The organism is Enterococcus sp. AMC1252, from assembly GCF_058216515.1.
Genome location: NZ_CM177097.1, coordinates 1,703,961 through 1,721,638, shown reverse-complemented (window position 1 = coordinate 1,721,638; position 17,678 = coordinate 1,703,961). Strand labels below are relative to the sequence as shown.

The 17,678-nt window shown below is 35.3% G+C and carries 17 protein-coding genes, 1 other RNA gene and 1 other annotated feature; of the genes, 5 read left to right on the top strand and 13 right to left on the bottom strand.

The annotated features are described in order from the left end of the window. Positions 1 to 399: 399 nt before the first annotated feature. From AC4BB5_RS08145 to AC4BB5_RS08130, 4 genes are all read right to left on the bottom strand, one after another. A complete protein-coding gene (locus AC4BB5_RS08145) occupies positions 400 to 1,083 on the bottom strand; it encodes a hydrolase (protein WP_490458847.1) in 684 nt (227 codons plus the stop codon). Between the two features lie 26 nt (positions 1,084 to 1,109). Next, positions 1,110 to 1,733: a glycoside hydrolase family 73 protein gene (locus AC4BB5_RS08140; protein WP_490458846.1), complete on the bottom strand. Its 624-nt coding sequence runs from the start codon at positions 1,731 to 1,733 to the stop codon at positions 1,110 to 1,112. A gap of 93 nt (positions 1,734 to 1,826) precedes the next feature. Then, positions 1,827 to 2,027, bottom strand: a complete 201-nt coding sequence (locus tag AC4BB5_RS08135; protein WP_490458845.1) for a hypothetical protein — start codon at positions 2,025 to 2,027, stop codon at positions 1,827 to 1,829. Between the two features lie 20 nt (positions 2,028 to 2,047). Beyond that, positions 2,048 to 2,569, bottom strand: a complete 522-nt coding sequence (locus tag AC4BB5_RS08130; RefSeq protein WP_490458844.1) for a hypothetical protein — start codon at positions 2,567 to 2,569, stop codon at positions 2,048 to 2,050. Positions 2,570 to 2,864: 295 nt separating this feature from the next. Here AC4BB5_RS08130 and AC4BB5_RS08125 point away from each other — a divergent pair, with 295 nt between their 5' ends. After that, entirely contained in the window at positions 2,865 to 3,818 is a 954-nt protein-coding gene (locus AC4BB5_RS08125; protein ID WP_490458843.1) for a Gfo/Idh/MocA family protein, read from the top strand. 123 nt (positions 3,819 to 3,941) lie between these two features. Here AC4BB5_RS08125 and argS read toward each other — a convergent pair whose 3' ends face one another. From argS to pbp4, 6 genes are all read right to left on the bottom strand, one after another. Further along, positions 3,942 to 5,633 carry an arginine--tRNA ligase gene (gene argS, locus AC4BB5_RS08120; RefSeq protein ID WP_490458842.1) on the bottom strand — a complete coding sequence of 564 codons (1,692 nt, stop codon included), beginning with the start codon at positions 5,631 to 5,633 and terminating at the stop codon, positions 3,942 to 3,944. 179 nt (positions 5,634 to 5,812) lie between these two features. Continuing rightward, positions 5,813 to 6,017, bottom strand: a binding site (T-box leader). 63 nt (positions 6,018 to 6,080) lie between these two features. Further along, entirely contained in the window at positions 6,081 to 7,115 is a 1,035-nt protein-coding gene (tsaD, locus tag AC4BB5_RS08115) for a tRNA (adenosine(37)-N6)-threonylcarbamoyltransferase complex transferase subunit TsaD (RefSeq protein WP_490458841.1), read from the bottom strand. Next, the gene (rimI, locus tag AC4BB5_RS08110; protein WP_490458840.1) at positions 7,112 to 7,576 is read right to left on the bottom strand and encodes a ribosomal protein S18-alanine N-acetyltransferase; all 465 of its coding nucleotides are present in this window, start codon (positions 7,574 to 7,576) and stop codon (positions 7,112 to 7,114) included. Before rimI (AC4BB5_RS08110) ends, tsaD begins: the two co-directional genes overlap by 4 nt. Positions 7,577 to 7,580: 4 nt before the next feature. Then, on the bottom strand, positions 7,581 to 8,129 hold the full coding sequence (gene rimI, locus AC4BB5_RS08105; RefSeq protein WP_490458839.1) for a ribosomal protein S18-alanine N-acetyltransferase: 549 nt from the start codon (positions 8,127 to 8,129) through the stop codon (positions 7,581 to 7,583). Next, complete coding sequence (gene tsaB / locus AC4BB5_RS08100) at positions 8,113 to 8,832, bottom strand: tRNA (adenosine(37)-N6)-threonylcarbamoyltransferase complex dimerization subunit type 1 TsaB (protein WP_490458838.1); 720 nt, start codon at positions 8,830 to 8,832, stop codon at positions 8,113 to 8,115. Before tsaB ends, rimI (AC4BB5_RS08105) begins: the two co-directional genes overlap by 17 nt. 127 nt (positions 8,833 to 8,959) lie before the next feature. Then, positions 8,960 to 10,996 carry a penicillin-binding protein PBP4(5) gene (pbp4, locus tag AC4BB5_RS08095; protein ID WP_490458837.1) on the bottom strand — a complete coding sequence of 679 codons (2,037 nt, stop codon included), beginning with the start codon at positions 10,994 to 10,996 and terminating at the stop codon, positions 8,960 to 8,962. 275 nt (positions 10,997 to 11,271) lie between these two features. On the opposite strand from pbp4, the gene AC4BB5_RS08090 reads away from it, so the two are divergent. The 3 genes from AC4BB5_RS08090 (at position 11,272) to AC4BB5_RS08080 (ending at position 14,558) form a co-directional block, all read left to right on the top strand. Then, complete coding sequence (locus tag AC4BB5_RS08090) at positions 11,272 to 12,504, top strand: SPFH domain-containing protein (RefSeq protein WP_490458836.1); 1,233 nt, start codon at positions 11,272 to 11,274, stop codon at positions 12,502 to 12,504. 90 nt (positions 12,505 to 12,594) lie between these two features. Continuing rightward, positions 12,595 to 13,755: a TFIIB-type zinc ribbon-containing protein gene (locus AC4BB5_RS08085; protein WP_490458835.1), complete on the top strand. Its 1,161-nt coding sequence runs from the start codon at positions 12,595 to 12,597 to the stop codon at positions 13,753 to 13,755. Next, the gene (locus tag AC4BB5_RS08080) at positions 13,752 to 14,558 is read left to right on the top strand and encodes a TPM domain-containing protein (RefSeq protein ID WP_490458834.1); all 807 of its coding nucleotides are present in this window, start codon (positions 13,752 to 13,754) and stop codon (positions 14,556 to 14,558) included. The genes AC4BB5_RS08085 and AC4BB5_RS08080 overlap by 4 nt, the downstream gene beginning before the upstream one ends. 63 nt (positions 14,559 to 14,621) lie before the next feature. Here AC4BB5_RS08080 and AC4BB5_RS08075 read toward each other — a convergent pair whose 3' ends face one another. Beyond that, positions 14,622 to 14,756: a hypothetical protein gene (locus AC4BB5_RS08075; RefSeq protein ID WP_490458833.1), complete on the bottom strand. Its 135-nt coding sequence runs from the start codon at positions 14,754 to 14,756 to the stop codon at positions 14,622 to 14,624. A 338-nt stretch (positions 14,757 to 15,094) separates the two neighbouring features. Between AC4BB5_RS08075 and AC4BB5_RS08070 the strand changes: the two genes are divergently transcribed. Further along, positions 15,095 to 15,628 carry a DUF5067 domain-containing protein gene (locus tag AC4BB5_RS08070; RefSeq protein ID WP_490458832.1) on the top strand — a complete coding sequence of 178 codons (534 nt, stop codon included), beginning with the start codon at positions 15,095 to 15,097 and terminating at the stop codon, positions 15,626 to 15,628. A 360-nt stretch (positions 15,629 to 15,988) separates the two neighbouring features. On the opposite strand, the gene AC4BB5_RS08065 is transcribed toward AC4BB5_RS08070, so the two are convergent. Both AC4BB5_RS08065 and ffs read right to left on the bottom strand, forming a co-directional pair. Next, a complete protein-coding gene (locus tag AC4BB5_RS08065; protein ID WP_490458831.1) occupies positions 15,989 to 17,236 on the bottom strand; it encodes an acyltransferase family protein in 1,248 nt (415 codons plus the stop codon). A gap of 355 nt (positions 17,237 to 17,591) precedes the next feature. Next, positions 17,592 to 17,676: signal recognition particle sRNA small type (gene ffs / locus AC4BB5_RS08060), an RNA gene on the bottom strand. Positions 17,677 to 17,678: the final 2 nt, after the last annotated feature.

Below are 17,678 nucleotides of genomic sequence, written 5' to 3'. Positions count from 1 at the left end.
TGCTTCCTCTATATTTTCTAACGAAAAATCCGGCATTTCTTGGATTTGTTGAATTTGTCCAGCTGTATAACCTGCTTCAACTGCTTCTTGATAACTCTCGTCACCTAACTTTTCAGTCGCTTCAGCTGACAAAAATGTACCGTTAACAGCAAAAAGTAACAGTGCTGCACCAACCACGTAACAATATTTCTTCATACTTTTTTCCAACTCCTAACTCATTTTCTTTAATAATAACATATAATAAACTAATTTTAAGATAGTAAAACTAGTTTATTCTATTTATAATCATTTTGTAATATAACTTTCAGATTGATAAAAATGTACAAAAAAAATCAATGATAACATACTGGATTATCCATTGATTCTTCTTAATTTCAATTAAAATTTAATTACTACGTTTTAAACGTCGTTCTTTTTTTCGAGATTTCTATATTTGTCCATTTTATGGCTAAAAAGCTCTCCATTACTAGGCGGTGTATATGTAATCGCATTTGCCCCAGCTTCGATTGTTTCTGTAATTGACGCATCCGTTGGTCCACCTGTTGCAATAATCGGTAATTTCGGATACTTTTGTCGAAAATATTGAACCGTCTTAGCTGTTTCTTTTCCGGCACTAATATTGATCATAGTAACTCCTGCAGCTATTTTTTCATCGATTGGTGTATGAATAGACGTCACAGTACTGACTACTGGAATATCAACAACTTCACAAACCATCTCAACTGTTTCAACTGGTGTCGGTCCATTTAACACAACTCCGATTGATCCCTGTGCTTCTGCAAATAAACTCATATAAGCAGAACGTTGTCCTTGGGTCAACCCACCTCCAACACCTGAAAAAACAGGAATATCTGCTGCCTCAATAATACTTTTAGTGATTGCTGGATGAGGCGTAAACGGATAAACAGCAATTACTGCGTTAGCATCTGTATTTCGAATAATAGCAATATCTGTTGTAAAAATAATTGATTTGATTTTTTTCCCAAAAATTCGGATTCCACTCGCTTGCGCAATAACTTTAGGGACTTGAACAATATCCTGTTTTAAAGGTGTAACGATTTCTGGTACCCACTTTTCATTCATTCAACCCACTCCTTTTACTCTATTAATCAACGATCATATTGATTAAGATCGTAACTCTCGATCACATGAATTACCTTATCTGCGTAAGTCGGATCTGTCGCATAACCTGCATCTTGTAACGCACGTGCGGCTTGCTTATAATTTTTTGCTAAAAGAACATGTTCATACAGACGAGGATTCCATGTTACACCGTTAACAAACAATCGTGTGTGGTCATCCATCGATTCTTCCCATGTATCATATACTCGAAAATCTCCTTGAATAACAATCCACTCTTCATTGATATATTCCCGCGTTTCAAGATTAACTTTTTTTTGATCCCCATATGCCTTGATTCCAAATAAATTATTATATTTCGAGGCAAGAGTACTCTGTCCCCAATTTGATTCTAAAATTCCTTGTCCGATGATAATGCTGGGTAAAACGCCATAAGACGCTTGCAGTTCTTTTGCATGGGGACTAATTCTATCAATAAACTGTTCTTTTGAAACTTGCTCTTTTTGTTGAGCAGATTCTTCTTCTGTCTTTGAACTATCTGACAACACATTGATTGAAAAAATAAATGCCACACCAACAATCAATAAACCCGCAAAAAGCGCTGGTAAATTGGTTTTTCTCATTTTTTTCTTCTTATACCTTGGACTATTCATACATTCCCTACTTTGTCTTGTATTCGATCCTACTCTAACTTTTGCTAGCTTAGGACAATGGCTGACTGATTATATCAGTTTTTTTCCATACAATCAATCAACAGCTGTTGTAGTCGTAGTTGTTGATGCTTCCGTTTTTGCTTCAGATGTAGTTGACGAAACAGTTATACTTGTTGCTTTTGTATCTTCAATGCTATTTTTTGTTTTTTCTTTTGGAGTAGCATGACCAAAAAAGACATAAATCACAGCTCCTAATACTATAATGACGGATAAAATTCCTAAAATTTGTTTCACGATAAAACTCCCTTACTTACTTATTCACCAACGTAAGTACCCATCAAATTTTCATTTACCCAATCAAGCAGTTCCACTTTTGAACCTTCTAACTGTCCTTGTAGTGTAGCTGGTAATCTGAAAGTAACAATATCATCAAAGCCCCACTCACCATACGAAACGGTTACTTTTAAATCTATAAAAGATTGTTCTTTTTCTTCGTGGTTTGTCTTTGATGGTATCAATTCCGCAATCCCCAATCCAGACTGCAGCCATTTTTTGGCTATTAATGTTTTTAAACGTTTATACTCTGAAACAGCAATGTTTCTTTTTTCTGGAAATAGGATGGTTTGACGCAATACTTTTTGTGTCAACATCCATTCATAATCAGAAAATAAGTTTTTTACTTTTTGCATTTCTTCGCTAGTTAAATTAATTCTACCCTTTTTCCAGTTATCCCAATTTTCCTTTGTAGTTTGGAGATAGTCCGTATAAAAGTTCTCTTCCGTTTCAAATTGTTCAATAATTGCATCGATAAGAATATCTATATACATTTGGTGCATGACTTTCGCCTCCTTTCCCTATTTTACTGAAAATATACAAAAAATGCATCTCTTTGATTCACTTATTTCTGTATTTTTAAGAAACATTCAGCTTATTCCCATAAATAATAAGACAATTCCGTACTTCTGTCCAAAATAATCCATTATTTTGGACTACTCATGTATAATGAAAACAAATGCTTGATACGCTAGCAACAGGCAAAAAATTTGGTTATCGTACGTAACAACCTTTTGCTTCTCTTTTTGCTGTAGATGACTCGCTATTCAACTTTTAAAATTAAGGAGGAATCATTTTATGAAGCATTACAATTGGGGCATCATTGGCCTTGGGGACATTGCAACTAGTTTTGTGGAGAGTTTCCAACAAGAGCATAGTCGCATAACGGCAGTTGCATCTAGAACATTATCTAAAGCTGAAACATTTGCTAAAGAACACAATATTCCTGCAGCATATGGCTCATTTGATGATCTAGTAGCAGATGAAACGATAGATATTGTTTATATTGCAGTACCTAATAGGCAACATATTGAGCACATTTTAAAAGCATTAGCAGCAGGCAAACACGTTCTTTGCGAAAAAGCTATTACCATGAATAGTCAAGAATTGGCTAAAGCAATGAAATTAGCTGAAGAAAAAGAATTGATATTAGCTGAAGCGATGACGATTTTCAATATGCCTTTATATCATGAATTACGAAGTCAGATAGATTCTAAACGTTTCGGTAAATTAAAAATGATTCAAGCACCTTTTGGTAGTTATAAAGATCCTGATCCAACAAATCGTTTCTTTAATCCCGATTTAGCCGGTGGTGCTCTTTTGGATATCGGAACATACGCAGTCTCTTTTGCACGTTGGTTCCTCACTGCTCAACCAAAAGTTATCGCTTCTGTCATGCAGCCATTCTCAACTGGTGTAGATGAACAATCCGCAACGATTCTTCAAAATGAAGCACAAGAATTGGCTACAATCTCTTTAAGCTTTCAAGCAAAAATGCCTAAACAAGGGATCGTTGCTTTTGAAGATGCATACATTGTGATTAATGAATACCCTCGAGCAGATGAGGCAAAAATCTTTTTTAACGATGGTACCGTAGAGACAATTGTTTCTGGTGATAGTAATCAAGCTTTAAATTATGAAATAACTAATATGATTAAAATGATTGAAGGGCGAAAACCAAATCGCTCATTGTTTTTAACAAAAGATGTTATTGATCTTTTGGATCAAATGCAACAAAATTGGAAGTCGTAAACAATCACTTGGTATAAGAGTTGATGTTATTTATACCACATTTAAGGGACTGATATATAACTTGAAGAGTTATATATCAGTCCCTTAAACTTCAAGTAGACGGTGAACTACTTTCTAGGCTTCTTACATTTCATTTGGTGCATGTAATCCTAGCAAACGTAAGTCCTCTTTAATGATGGTTGCCATTGCGTAAACTAAAGCTAAACGTGATTCCTTTTGATCATCTTCAGCTAAAATTTTGACATGTGCATAATATTTATTAAATGCCTGTGCAACTTGAATAGCATGTTTGGCAATCACAGATGGCTCATATTTTTCAGCCGCTTGCATTACAACTTCTGGGAATTTTTGTAGTAACTTAACTACTTCCCAACTGTCTTTATCATCTAATCCATACTCTTTTGTCTCATCAATAACGAAATTAGCTTTTCTCAAAATACTCATTGCACGTGCATGAGTATATTGCACATAAGGACCTGTTTCACCTTCAAAGCGAACAACTTCTTCAAGCACAAAGTCGAAATTATTCAATCGGTCATTTTTCAAATCGTGGAAAATAACTGAACCGATTCCAACCTGTCTAGCAACCTCTTCACGATTTGGCAAATCAGGATTTTTTTCCATGATTTGCTTGTTCGCTAATTCAACTGCTTCATTCAACACTTCTTCAAGTAAAACAATTTTACCTTTACGAGTTGATAGCTTTTTACCACCTTGTGTAATCAAACCAAACGGCACATGTTGCATGTCTTGTGACCAGTCAAAGCCAAGTTCTTTTAAAACAGCTTTTAATTGTTTGAAATGATTGCTTTGTTCATTCCCTACAACATAAATTGATTTTGCAAAATCATATGTGCGCTTACGGTAGACAGCTGCTGCTAGATCACGGGTAATGTAAAGCGTGGCACCATCTGATTTTTTGATCAACGCTGGGTTTAAATCATACGCAGATAAATCAACGATTTCAGCACCTTGATTTTCTTTTAATAAATGCTTTTCTTCTAACATTGTGACAATTTCAGCCATTTTATCGTTGTAAAAAGCTTCACCATTATATGAATCAAACGAGACTTCCAACATCGAATAAATCTTATCAAACTCTTTTAATGATTCAGCCCGGAACCATTGCCATAATTCTGTGGCTTCTTCGTCGCCTTCTTCTAGTTTCTTAAACCAAGCACGAGCTTCTTCTTCTAATTCTGGTTGAGTTTCGGCTTCTTCGTGAAATTGAACATATAAACGCAACAATTCTGTGATTGGTTCTGTCCTGACACTTTCTTCTGACCCCCATTTTTTGTAGGCCACGATCAATTTACCAAACTGAGTGCCCCAATCACCTAAATGATTGATACGAATCGGTGTATAGCCAATTTTTTCAAGAATAAATGCAATTGAATTTCCAATTACAGTTGAACGAAGATGTCCCATTGAAATTGGCTTTGCAATATTCGGTGAGGACATATCAATTGGCACATTCCCTTTTTCACCAATTGAACTATCTCCATAATGACCTTTTTCTTTGCTAATTTGACCGATCACTGCTTGACTGATCATTTTTTTATTCATGAAAAAGTTCAAATATGGACCAACCACTTCAATTTTTTCGAAATCCGTACCAGATATTTTTTCAGCTAAATCAGCTGCGATTTGTTGGGGCGCTTTACGATAGACTTTCGCCAATGAAAATGCTGGAAATGCTACATCTCCATGATCGACAGATTTTGGATTTTCTAATAATTGTGTAATAGTTTCTAGAGATAGATCTTCTTTTACTACTTCAAAAATGGCTTTTGCTACGATTTCTTTGTTATTCATAGGTATCCTCCTGATAGTCGATTTTACTGTTCAATACATACTTGCTAATTGACAAGTATTCATCATTTTGCGGTTCGATTATTCTTGATATTAATTAGCACTTTTGTCTCGTCTATATGTCGTTTTACCATCTAAGGTGTCTGATGATTCACAACAAAAAGTCCCTAGTGTTAAAAAACACCAGAGACGAGATTTCCCCGCGGTACCACTCTATTTGTCCATTCTTTTTAAAGATTGGACCCACTTAATCTATTAACGGTAGATAGCCGTCTGCCTATGCAGATTCTCAAAAGTGCGCTTCCTTCATTTGATTATTTTCGGCTTTCACCAACCCGAAATCGCTTGGACAACTTAATGAAGTACTTTCTTTTTCATTGAATCATTATTAAACTGGGTTTATTATAGCAAATATTTTTCTCTCTGCCTAGTGTTTAGTGCGATTCACTTTTAAATCGTCATAAAAGACAAACTAGGATCCGCATTTAAGTGATAATCAGCAAAATGACCTTTTTCCGCTTCAACAAAAGCAGCAGCACCAATCATTGCAGCGTTATCTCCGCATAATCTAAGTGGCGGAACAATAAACGTTACACCAGAAAGTTCATTAGCAACTTCCACACTCAAACGCTCACGCAACCCTTTGTTGGCGGCTACGCCACCGGCCATCACTAATTGCTTGACCGGGTATTCTTTACATGCTCGAATCGTTTTATCTACTAATACATCAATCACGCTTGCTTGAAAGCTAGCAGCTAAATCCTTCACTACCAATTTTTCTTCGCGTTGCTCAGCATTATGAACAGTATTGATAAATGCACTTTTTAAGCCACTAAAGCTAAAATCATAATTGTTTTCTTTGATCATTGCTCGAGGGAAATGATACGTATCTTCTCCTTGATGAGCCAACTCATCGATTTCTTTGCCACTTGGATAGGTTAAACCTAAAACTCTACCTACTTTATCGTACGCTTCCCCAGCAGCATCATCTCTTGTTTCACCAATGATTTCAAATGACCCTGATTCTTTCATATAAACTAATTCTGTGTGACCTCCACTAACCAATAGGGCTATCAAGGGAAATTGTAAAGGTTCGATAAAATTAGCAGCATAGATATGTCCGGCCATATGATTTACTGGGATTAATGGTAAACCATGAGCCCAAGCAAATGACTTGGCAGCGGATATACCAATCAATAGAGCCCCCACTAAGCCAGGTCCATATGTAACACCAACACCACTTAAATCACTAGGTTTCACTCCTGCATCATCTAGGGCATCTTCAATACATAAGGTAATTTCTTCCACATGGTGACGACTAGCAACTTCCGGTACAACTCCACCAAACCGTTGATGACTCTTCACTTGAGATGCTACAATATTTGATAAAATTGTAGCACCATCCTCAATAATCGCAACGCTGGTTTCATCACAACTACTTTCAATCGCCAATATTAATTTTCTTTCTTTATTAAAAAAAGTCATTGATTCACTTCCTTAAACTTTAAACACATAACGATCCCGTCTTCTTTAGGCTGACTATAATATTTTTTTCGACGGTTGATTGTTTTGAATCCTTTTTTTTCATATAATTTTTGTGCACTTAAATTAGATTCTCGAACTTCTAAAAATACTTGGTAAACTTTTTCTTCAATAAAACGCTGAATCAGTTGTTCAAGCAAGCGACTGCCATACCCTTGCTGCTGAAATTCGCTATGGATCACAACATGGGTTATTTCAACCTCACCTAAAATCAAATGATAACTGATAAAACCAATCCACTGATCGTTTTCAACTAAGATCAGGTAATGACTATTTTTTTGATCTAAATCACTTTTAAATTGTTCGATATTCCATGGTGACCCGTAACTGTATGAATGCTCACTTAAGTACCAAAGATTTTCAGCACGGTGCTCTGTCGGTATATTTTCTTTTGAATAATACATTATTTCACTCTTCTTTTAAATATAAAATCATCTCTAACGCATCTTCTTTGTCTTCTGTATAGTAATTTGGTTTGATCGTATTAGAGACAAAACCAAGTTGGCGATACACACGCTGCGCATTTTTGTTACTGATCCTAACCTCTAAAGAGATCGTTTCACAACCATTAACGTTTGCAAATTCAAGCACTTCACGGATTAAGAAACTGCCGATTCCTTTTCCTTGATTTTGAGTCAACACAGCAACATTTGTAATATGGGCATCGTGACCAAAAATACGGCAGCCAATAAAACCAATCGTTTGTCCCTCTTTTTGAATTAGTATATAAAGATGAGGATCTGGAGATTGAAGTTCAACTAAAAAAGCTGTTTTGGTCCAAGGTAGCTCTCCTGCATAAACTTCCCTTTCGATGGATAGCAAATCTTTGATATCATCCAAAGCGATTGCGCGTAAAACATACTCTTGATTTGAAATTTCAACTTTCTTTTCATCATATGGACGATTTTTAAAAAAGATTCCCAGAATACTATGAAAAAGATTAAATTTTTTCAACATAATTTTCTACCTCAGGTGTATGTTCTTTTAGCCAATTTTCTTCTGCTTCTACTCGTTTTAAATAATTGGGTAAAAAGTGATGAATATCCGCTTCAGGCTCAGCTGTTCTGCCAAGCTCTGCAAGAGCGACTCCGCTCGGAACTTGCCATTGAGATATATCACAGATCTCAGCGTTAGGTAAAGTCAATTCTATCTGTGATCGGAATTTTTCTACGTCTTCACCAACAAAATAAAGATTATCAAATCCTTTTAGTCGTTCTAACCACTCTTCTATCGAAATATGTTGATCAGCGATAACGGTTGTTAATTGACGATCAACATATTCATAAGCCCCAGTATAAACGTTATTCCTTCGAGCATCAAACACAGGGATAATCGCTCCCTTGATACTCACACAATTTGCAGCCAGTGCTTTCAAACTAGATATACCAACCAATTCTTTTTTTAATGTATAAGCAAGTGTCTTCGCTGTGGTAACACCAATTCTTAACCCTGTATAAGATCCTGGTCCCTGAGCGACCACGATGCGATCAAGATCATTTGGTGTTAAGCCCACTTCCTTCACAAGCTGCGCGATTGCAGGCATCAACGTCAAACTATGATTTTTTTTAACAGTCGTTGTATATTGTCCCATTACTTTATTATCTTCACAAACAGCAATTGTCAATGTCTGATTCGAAGTATCGATCGCTAAAATTCGCACAAAAAATCCCTTTCTTTCATCATGTAGTTGGTTAATTGTAGCATATTTTTAATCGTTCGTAAAAAAACGCGCTACTAAAACTAAAGAAGGGCAAAAACGCTAGTACGCTTCGCCCAATCTCCAATTATTATTTGATATTTGCTTCTAAATAATCAATCAATGGTTTGCTGATATTTGTCGCTGTGTCATTTTTTCTAGAATCTTCTACCATAATCATTGCTGAAAACTTGTTATGGCTTCGATCCATCGCTAAAAGGAAACTATTTTCTTTTCCAACGGTATCTTGTTTATCCTTGATTTCAGCTGTTCCTGTTTTTGCCGCTAAAGAAAACTCTGGATTATACATGTTGTGTACATAACCTGTTTCATCTTCCACGCTACCAAGCAAATCATTTACAATCGTATTTGCTGCATTTGAACTAATGACATTTTCTTTCGTCTTCGTTTCTTTATTCAGCTCTATTTTTGGATAAACGAGTTTTCCTTCGTTTTGGAATACCGTGTACATTGATGCTTGCTGTATCGGAGTAACTAATAGCTGTCCTTGACCATAACCTGTATCTGCTAGTAAAATCTCAGACTTGAACTTATCCTCATTAGAAATTTGTGCTGGGTTCATCGGAATCGATAAATCTAATTTTTCACCAAAAATAAATTTGTCTAACCCTTTCCTAAACGTATCCTCGCCCATGCGTAATGTTTGCTCCGCAAAATAGATATTATCAGAATTCACCAAAGCAGTTCTTAAATTTACTGGACTTGCTTCTTTTACACGGGTGACAAAGTAATCTCCCCATGAGGCATCCTTTTGCCATTTTAGGCCATTGATTGCTATTTCTTCGTCAGGTTTTAAAGTACCAGCATCCAAACCAATACCACCTGTGATTGTTTTAAACGTAGATCCAGGTGCATAACCTGTCGCAAATCTCGCTGTAAAGGGTAAATTCTCATTGTTTGCATAACCATCATAATCAGCTTGAGAAATCCCATTGGCCATTTTATTTGGATCAAATGACGGGGAGCTAGCAGCTGCCAATAGATCTCCTTGTTGAGGGTCCATTATAACTGCACTACCTGGTCGATTCACAAAAATATCATACGCTTGCGATTGGACATTTTTATCGATTGCAAGCTGAATTTTTTCGCCGTCTTTTTTATCTACTTTCTGCAAGACACTTTTGAAGTTACCATCTTTATCTGTAATCGTGATATTACCACCGTCTTGCCCACGCAATTGTTTATCATACGCTTGCTCTAAGCCAACTTTTCCAATCACGCCAGTACTACTCAATGTTGAATCTTTTTCGATGTCTTCTGCCGTGATCGCGCCAACATAACCAATTAATTGTGCTGCTGCTTCTTTTAATGGATAATAACGAACAATCGTATCTTGGGAAGCTGCTCCTTTAGGCAACGTCGTTACTGGATCAAATGAAATCGTTAATGGAACAAAAGCATCTGGTTTCACCCAATCTTGTTTAAGCTTTTGTTCGATTTCATCAACTGAAACTTTGAATTGTTCACTGAACGCTTTGATGTTGTCTGATTTTTCTTGCCCTTCTCCAAGTTTTCCAGGGACGATCCCAACTTGATCAAACGCTTGGTTAACAGCTAGACCTTCACCTTTGCGATCAACGATTTCTCCTCTATTTGCTGCATCTACACCGATTGAGATCTTATCTTGACCTGACATTTCTGGAAAAATCAAATTAGGCGCCCAATTGATTTTATAGTCTTCACCTGATTTTTTGATTGTTGTTTTGTAGGACAAATCTTTTAAATTCCCTAAAGGAGTTGTCATTTCTAATTTATAGGTAAAACTGTATTGGTCATCTCTTTCTTGCGATACTTTGACATCTTTACTTTTAATTCCTTCAGCTTGAATCCCTGAAAAAATGGTTTGATATTTTTCAACGACTTTACTTTTATCATAGCCATTTTCTTTTATTGTTGTTTCATTTAGTAATTCAGGAAATTTCTCAAATTCTTGTTTTGAAAGATACTTTAAAAATGTCTTAGCGGACTTTTCAGCTTGGTTTAACTCTTGCGCTTTTTGCCATGAGCTATAGGCAAAATAACCTCCTACGAAAGCGACAATTGCTATACCTCCCCCAAGAGCCAAGATTAACGGTTTATTCGAGTTTTTTTGTTTTCTTCTTTCCACTTTTCAATCCCCCAAGTCTTTGATTCAATGCTATTTTATTTATTATACCTTATTCTTCTATGTCTAAGGTAAAAAAAGAAGTTTTTATAAAAAACATAAAAAATTTAACTTAGCCTATTCTAACTAGTTACTTTCACTCTATGTTCAGTCTCTAGCAGTATTTTTCTTGCGTCTACCTGTGGTATACTATTTTTACTTACTACTTTTTATTTAGCTATACAGGCTTGATCAATTATCTAGCCCGATACGCTTTCAATTTTAGGAGGGATTTTTACATGGGAATTATAAAAGCAGCAACAAGTACAATAGGTGGCGGATTAGCGGATCAATGGATCGAAGTCATCGAACCGGACAACATGGGCGACACAACCGTTATGACAAAGGGCGTTTTTGTTCGAAAGAATGATAAACGTGGCTCTAATCGAAAAGGAACTGAAGATGTTTTGACTGACGGTTCTGTTATACATGTTTATCCAAATATGATGATGATTTTAGTTGATGGTGGTAAAATCATCGACTACACAGCTGAAGAAGGCTATTACACCGTGAAAAATGATTCTGCCCCTTCTGCATTCAACGGCTCTTTAAAAGAAGCGATTTCGGAAACATTTGATCGTTTTAAATTTGGTGGCGTAACACCTCAAAAACAACAAGTCTTTTATATCAATTTACAAGAAATTAAAGGAATCAAGTTTGGCACCTCTTCACCAATCAATTATTTTGATAATTTCTATAATGCTGAACTATTTTTACGCGCACATGGGAACTACTCAATCAAAATCACTGATCCTTTGTTGTTCTTTTCAAATGCAATTCCTAGAAATAAAACTCAAGTAGACATTGATGATATCAATGAACAATACCTAGCTGAATTCCTAACAGCCCTACAATCAGCAATCAACAAAATGTCTGCTGACGGTGAAAGAATCTCTTATGTACCCTCTAAAAGTTTAGAATTAAGCAAATATATGGGGCAAGCATTAGATGACGAATGGCGCGAACTACGCGGAATGGAAATCGTCTCTGTCGCTGTAGCTAGCATCTCTTATACAGACGATTCTACTAAACTGATCAATATGCGAAATCAGGGCGCAATGCTTAGTGACGCTGGTGTCCGCGAGGGGTATGTGCAAGGGGCAATGGCTCGCGGCATGGAAGCTGCTGGAAATAACGAAGGTGGCGCAATGAATGGGTTTATGGGTGTTGGCATGGGCATGAACACAAGTGGTAATTACTTTGCCCAAGCCTCTCAAACCAACCAACAACAAATGCAAGAAAAACAAAATCAACAAAATGCTCAAGGTTCGGCTGATACATGGACTTGTCCGCAATGTGGAACTGAAAATAATGGTAAATTCTGTTCTAATTGCGGTACGCCAAAACCGACAAATGAAAAACCAAAATTAGAGATGAAATGCAGTGAATGTAGTGAAATCGTTGATTTATCCAACGGTATTCCAAAATTCTGTCCACATTGCGGCAAACCTTTCCAAGGAATCCCTTTATAAACCAAGAGTTTAGGGCTGGGCAACCGCGTCCTGCCCTTTTTCCATCTACTCTTTAAAGTACTAAAGCACGCAAAGAAAGGAACAATCATGATGGATACATTTACACACAAATGCCCAAATTGCGGTGGACCTTTATTGTTCGATCCCAAAGATCAAAAATTCCATTGTGAATACTGTTTAAATGTCTACACCGAAGATGAAGTCTCCACATACGAAAAAGCGCAACGAAACGCGCATTTAGAAGATAGTCCTTCTGAGCCTGAGCTAACTTTTTCAGCTGAATCACAAGAAGATCATATGACAATTGAGGAAAAATCTTCATTTAAAGAAGCTACTGGTACAGATAGTATGACTGAAGACACATTAGAAGGTGCAATGGAATTATTCAATTGTCCAAGCTGCGGCGCACAAATTGTTACTGAAGCTACAACTGCAGCTACCTACTGTTACTATTGTCACAGTCCAGTTGTTTTATCTGGACGATTGAGTGGTAACTTTCTCCCAGAAAAAGTTCTGCCTTTTTCCATTGAAAAAGAAGAAGCTGTTGAAAAATTTTTAGACTGGACAAAGAAAAAATGGTTTATTCCTAAAGATTTTTTCAACAAAGAACAAATAGATAAAATGACAGGTGTCTATTTTCCCTATTGGGTTGTAGACGCTGAGATCAATGGTCAAATGAACGGCACGGGTACAAGTATTCGAATTTGGCGTATTGGTGACCTTGAATACACTGAAACCAAGCAATTCGATGTGCAACGACAAGGTCAGATTTCATTTAAAGAGTTGATCAAAAATGCTCTTTCCAAAAATGTACAGCAAAAAATGGTAGAAGCCGTCCAACCCTTTCTATTGGATAAAGCCGTTTCATTTAAAAGTCAATATTTAGCTGGATTTCAGGCTGAAAAACGTGACATTGAATATGAAGCTATCCAAAAATCTATCCAAAGTGAGTTAAAAAATTATTCTGAATCATTATTAAGAGATACGGCTTCTGGTTATACGACTTTAACAAAACTACGGACTGATATTTCGTTGAATAACGAAGAAAACCACTATATGTTACTACCGATTTGGGTCGTAACTTATCGAAGCAATGAGCAGTCAAAAAAAGTGTATTATTATGCGATGAACGGTCAAACTGGAAAAGTTAGCGGAATTTTGCCTGTAAGTTATAGGCGATTAGGTTTATTTACCTTTGGTATTTTTGCTACAATTTTAGCTCTTTTCTTGATAGGAGGCTGGTTTATATGAGAAAAATAAGTTTTACTCTATTCGTTTTAATTTCTCTACTATTCGGGTTTTCTATTCATGTTCAAGCGGCTGAAGATTCAATTGATGACCAAGCTTCCCTATTTACTTCTGAGGAAATCACTCAACTGAAAGAAACCATCACACCTATCGAATCAAAAACAAAGGCGCGTATTTTTATTGTGACGAATACTGATAATGATATTGACTCGAAAAGATTCGCGGATTATTATATGCTCGATCGCATTGGTAAAGATAAGAATGGTATCACCTTTTATATCGATATGAATCAACGATCCTTCATTATTTCCACCTCTGGTAATATGATCGATTATATGGATGATAGACGGATTAAAAAGACTTTAGATGACATGGAACCTAGTATGATAGATGGCCATTACTTTCAGTCTACTAAAAGCTTCCTAAAAAATGTCAGCTATTACTTTGACCAAGGCGTTCCAGGTGGACATTATCGTGTAGACACAGAAACTGGTAAAATCACTCGTTATAAAACCTTAACAACGACAGAAATTATCATCGCTTTCCTAGCAGCAATAATTTTAAGTGGTATCTTTTTTGCGGTGAGTGTTTCAAAGTACCAATTAAAATTTGGCACCTATAAATACCCATTTAGAGAAAAATCTACCCTTAATCTAACTCGACGCAAGGATACTCTAGTCAACTCATTTGTTACAACTCGCCGTATTCCTAGAAATAATTCTGGCGGAGGCAGTTCTGGGGGCGGTGGAAGCAGCACTCACTCAACTGGCGGTGGAACCTTTGGAGGGGGCGGCCGTAGTTTTTAATGTTAGAAAATAAACCTATTCAAAAATGCGGAATACGCTCTTTTGAATAGGTTTTTTGTATGTTCATTTTGTACTATTCAATAATGGCTGACAAAACTCAAGTCCATAAGTAACACTACGGGCTAGAATTGCATAACCCAAAGCTGCATTAATCTCCGTTATCAAGGTTGATCCAAAATCATCCCACAACTTAATCATTTGGATACCCCTCTTCTTTCAACTATTTTGCTATTTTATTGACGGAGCGATTACCTTTCTATTTCGGATTAAAGCAACAATGTTAAACCTACTTGTTCCATATTTATTTTACTTGATTATCGTATTTTTGGGGCAAAAAATAAATATATCTTCAATAAAATTAATGAAAATCATAAATGAGGATGATTTTTCAAAATAATCGCTTAACAAGCTGAACTCATCTTGTTATTTACAAACATACAAGGTAGTATAGAGTAATATGACCTGTAAAAATGAACTGGACTTTTATTTTCCAAGGCACTTCTCTAAAGATTATTTGATAAAGTGAGGATTTGTAAATGAAGAATTTGGTAAAATTAGGAGCATTAACATTATGCTGTATAACGTTAGTTGCTTGCGGTGGAAATACTAAGTCAACTAAAGAGGAAGAAACTAAAGACACTTCAACTACTCAAAAGAAAACAGAAGGAACCTATTTCAAAGACAACACGTTAAAAATTGATATGGCTACACTAAAAATACTATCTACTGAAGTTTTACCTGTAGATGAAAATCTACTCAGAGAAAAAACTCAATTAGCAATCATTTATGAAGTGACGAATAATAGTGATGAACCTATTTCTGCTTCTACTATTTGGATTGCCTGTATGGGATTGACTCAAGATAGTGAAAAATTGACAGTGGGTATGACACCTCAAGATGAAAAATTTACAGAATTCACTGAACATCAATTAGATGATATCAAACCTGGTGATAAAGCGAAAGCTATTATCTCTTATGATTTAAATAACTCGGAAAATCCAGTTCTTTTAAAGGCGACTCAAGGTATGGCTGGTAAAGAACTGGGAGAAAAAGTGATCAACTTAAAATAAAACTTTATTTTAACAGAATAATTGGAAAGAGACAGCAATCATGATTTTATTGACTGCTGTCTCTTTTCATATTTTTAGGCATCCATCAAAAAATTGTTTCATCCGTAAAAACTATGTGCTTCCCGAATAAGTTGATTGATTTGTGATACCCCTCTTTTAAAATTGTTGCCATCAACCTAATTGTTTAATGCCTAATTATTTGATTATTCTTTTATAAGCAAATCAAGAACCTAAGCTTGAATTCCATTTTTTGTTATCTATTCTGCTTTTCTTCAGTAATCAAAATACTGGAAAAGCGTGAAAATAATAAAACCCGCTATAGTTTTCCACAAACAAGAGTCTGATTTCTTATTTAAAAAATTATTCCAATTTTCTTTTGATTTTTTTAAAATCATTATAAAAAATACTCTTAGATACTTTATTGATGAATCTAATTAAAAACTCAAAAAAAATACCAATTGTAAATATTGACACCGTTAATATCGCCATATAAAACAAGCCGAGTTTAACGCCTCGGTCTTGAAAGACTTGGCTAATATTTAGAAAGTCTTTTAAATTAATCCAACCTTCTGCATTGTCTATTTGAGCAATAGAGCCTCTCATCGGCTCTTTATCTAGGATTTTAGTTGAAGCTTCTTTTAATATGCCTAGTCTATTTGGTAATGGAATCCCTTTAAATTGTATCTTTCTAAAAAACGAAGATTCATGAAAAAGATAGACTGTAAACGTGGCAGCAGATACATCATTAATAAATCTAAGGCTCCCTATATTCAGGCGACTAAATAACTCGAAAATACTCACACTACATATCATAAATAGTATACTTGGAGACCACAACACATTTGTAAACGGAGATTTTGCGAATAACACACTTGGATCTTGGTAAAATTCTCTCATATTTGTATTTAAATTTACTTTGTACTGAACAATTTGAATAAACATAAAGACTACAATACAAAATATCAAAGTGAAGGTCTTCACACCTTTTAAGGGATTATATAAACGAATAAAACCACCTATGGAGTATACTAGAATTCCGATCATAAAATTTTGTATCTTAAGATTTGTAAGAACGTTGAAAAATTCCATAAAACTTAAAAGTAACGTAAGTATTAGAATGAAATTTAGATAACCTTTTTTATCTAATCTATCAAGAAAATCATTAAGAAAAAATTTCGCAAATATAATAATAAAAATATAATATCCAATAAACCACCAACCGTTGAGCGCCATGTGTATATCAGAACTCGATGAAAACGGCATATGAAATCTGCCAAATAAAAAAGAGAGACCTAATAAAATAATTGCTAACAAATAGGAACGATTTAATAACCTAACACCTGGTTTCAATACATTGATATTTAGCTTACCTATTAAGAAATATCCTGTTATTAAAATAAATAAGGTATTTCCTATCTGACCAAAAGTATACATGATTTGGATTATTTCTAAATGATAGAAATTAGAGCCATTTTCTGGATCAACTATTGCAAATCTACTGTAATCTAGATGATGCATTACCAAATGATATACAATAATACCCAACATGGCTAATATTCTCAAGAGTTCAAAATTTGATTCACGAGATTGTATGCTTTTTCTTTTCATAAGCATCTCCTTGTAATAAAAAAATAAAATATTATGCCATTAATTTTACCACAAGTAAACTATAAATTCCATAAAGCGAATCGAAATATGAGGCTGTTATATTTATAAATCTCCCATCAGTAATGGATCAATACATCTATGTGAAACAATCTATCGTCATAGGAACCGCAACTAACATGACGACATTTCCCATTCCCACCAATTCAACTGATATAAGCATCAGGTAACTACCCAAAATGATAATCATACATTAAACTCAGAATTTGTATCGACACTAATTACAAGATTAACATACTGGCCCTTTTCATTTTTTGAGCAAAAAAAATACAGACTCTAAAGTCTGTTGTTAAGCTATCTCAATTCAGACACATGGCGGCACCTACTTAGTGCTGCTTCCTTCCGGATCTGACACGCTTCGTAAGCCCACCATTGTCCTAGCCTT

Excerpts from the sequence above, each read along its gene's own strand:
- rimI (WP_490458839.1), bottom strand. The coding sequence starts at position 8,129 with ATGTTGAAAAAATTTAATCTTTTTCATAGTATTCTGGGAATCTTTTTT.
- rimI (WP_490458840.1), bottom strand. The coding sequence starts at position 7,576 with ATGTATTATTCAAAAGAAAATATACCGACAGAGCACCGTGCTGAAAAT.
- AC4BB5_RS08065 (WP_490458831.1), bottom strand. The coding sequence starts at position 17,236 with ATGAAAAGAAAAAGCATACAATCTCGTGAATCAAATTTTGAACTCTTG.
- AC4BB5_RS08075 (WP_490458833.1), bottom strand. The coding sequence starts at position 14,756 with ATGATTAAGTTGTGGGATGATTTTGGATCAACCTTGATAACGGAGATT.
- AC4BB5_RS08080 (WP_490458834.1), top strand. The coding sequence starts at position 13,752 with ATGAGAAAAATAAGTTTTACTCTATTCGTTTTAATTTCTCTACTATTC.
- AC4BB5_RS08090 (WP_490458836.1), top strand. The coding sequence starts at position 11,272 with ATGGGAATTATAAAAGCAGCAACAAGTACAATAGGTGGCGGATTAGCG.
- AC4BB5_RS08145 (WP_490458847.1), bottom strand. The coding sequence starts at position 1,083 with ATGAATGAAAAGTGGGTACCAGAAATCGTTACACCTTTAAAACAGGAT.
- AC4BB5_RS08140 (WP_490458846.1), bottom strand. The coding sequence starts at position 1,733 with ATGAATAGTCCAAGGTATAAGAAGAAAAAAATGAGAAAAACCAATTTA.
- argS (WP_490458842.1), bottom strand. The coding sequence starts at position 5,633 with ATGAATAACAAAGAAATCGTAGCAAAAGCCATTTTTGAAGTAGTAAAA.
- AC4BB5_RS08125 (WP_490458843.1), top strand. The coding sequence starts at position 2,865 with ATGAAGCATTACAATTGGGGCATCATTGGCCTTGGGGACATTGCAACT.
- tsaD (WP_490458841.1), bottom strand. The coding sequence starts at position 7,115 with ATGACTTTTTTTAATAAAGAAAGAAAATTAATATTGGCGATTGAAAGT.
- AC4BB5_RS08085 (WP_490458835.1), top strand. The coding sequence starts at position 12,595 with ATGGATACATTTACACACAAATGCCCAAATTGCGGTGGACCTTTATTG.
- AC4BB5_RS08070 (WP_490458832.1), top strand. The coding sequence starts at position 15,095 with ATGAAGAATTTGGTAAAATTAGGAGCATTAACATTATGCTGTATAACG.
- AC4BB5_RS08130 (WP_490458844.1), bottom strand. The coding sequence starts at position 2,569 with ATGCACCAAATGTATATAGATATTCTTATCGATGCAATTATTGAACAA.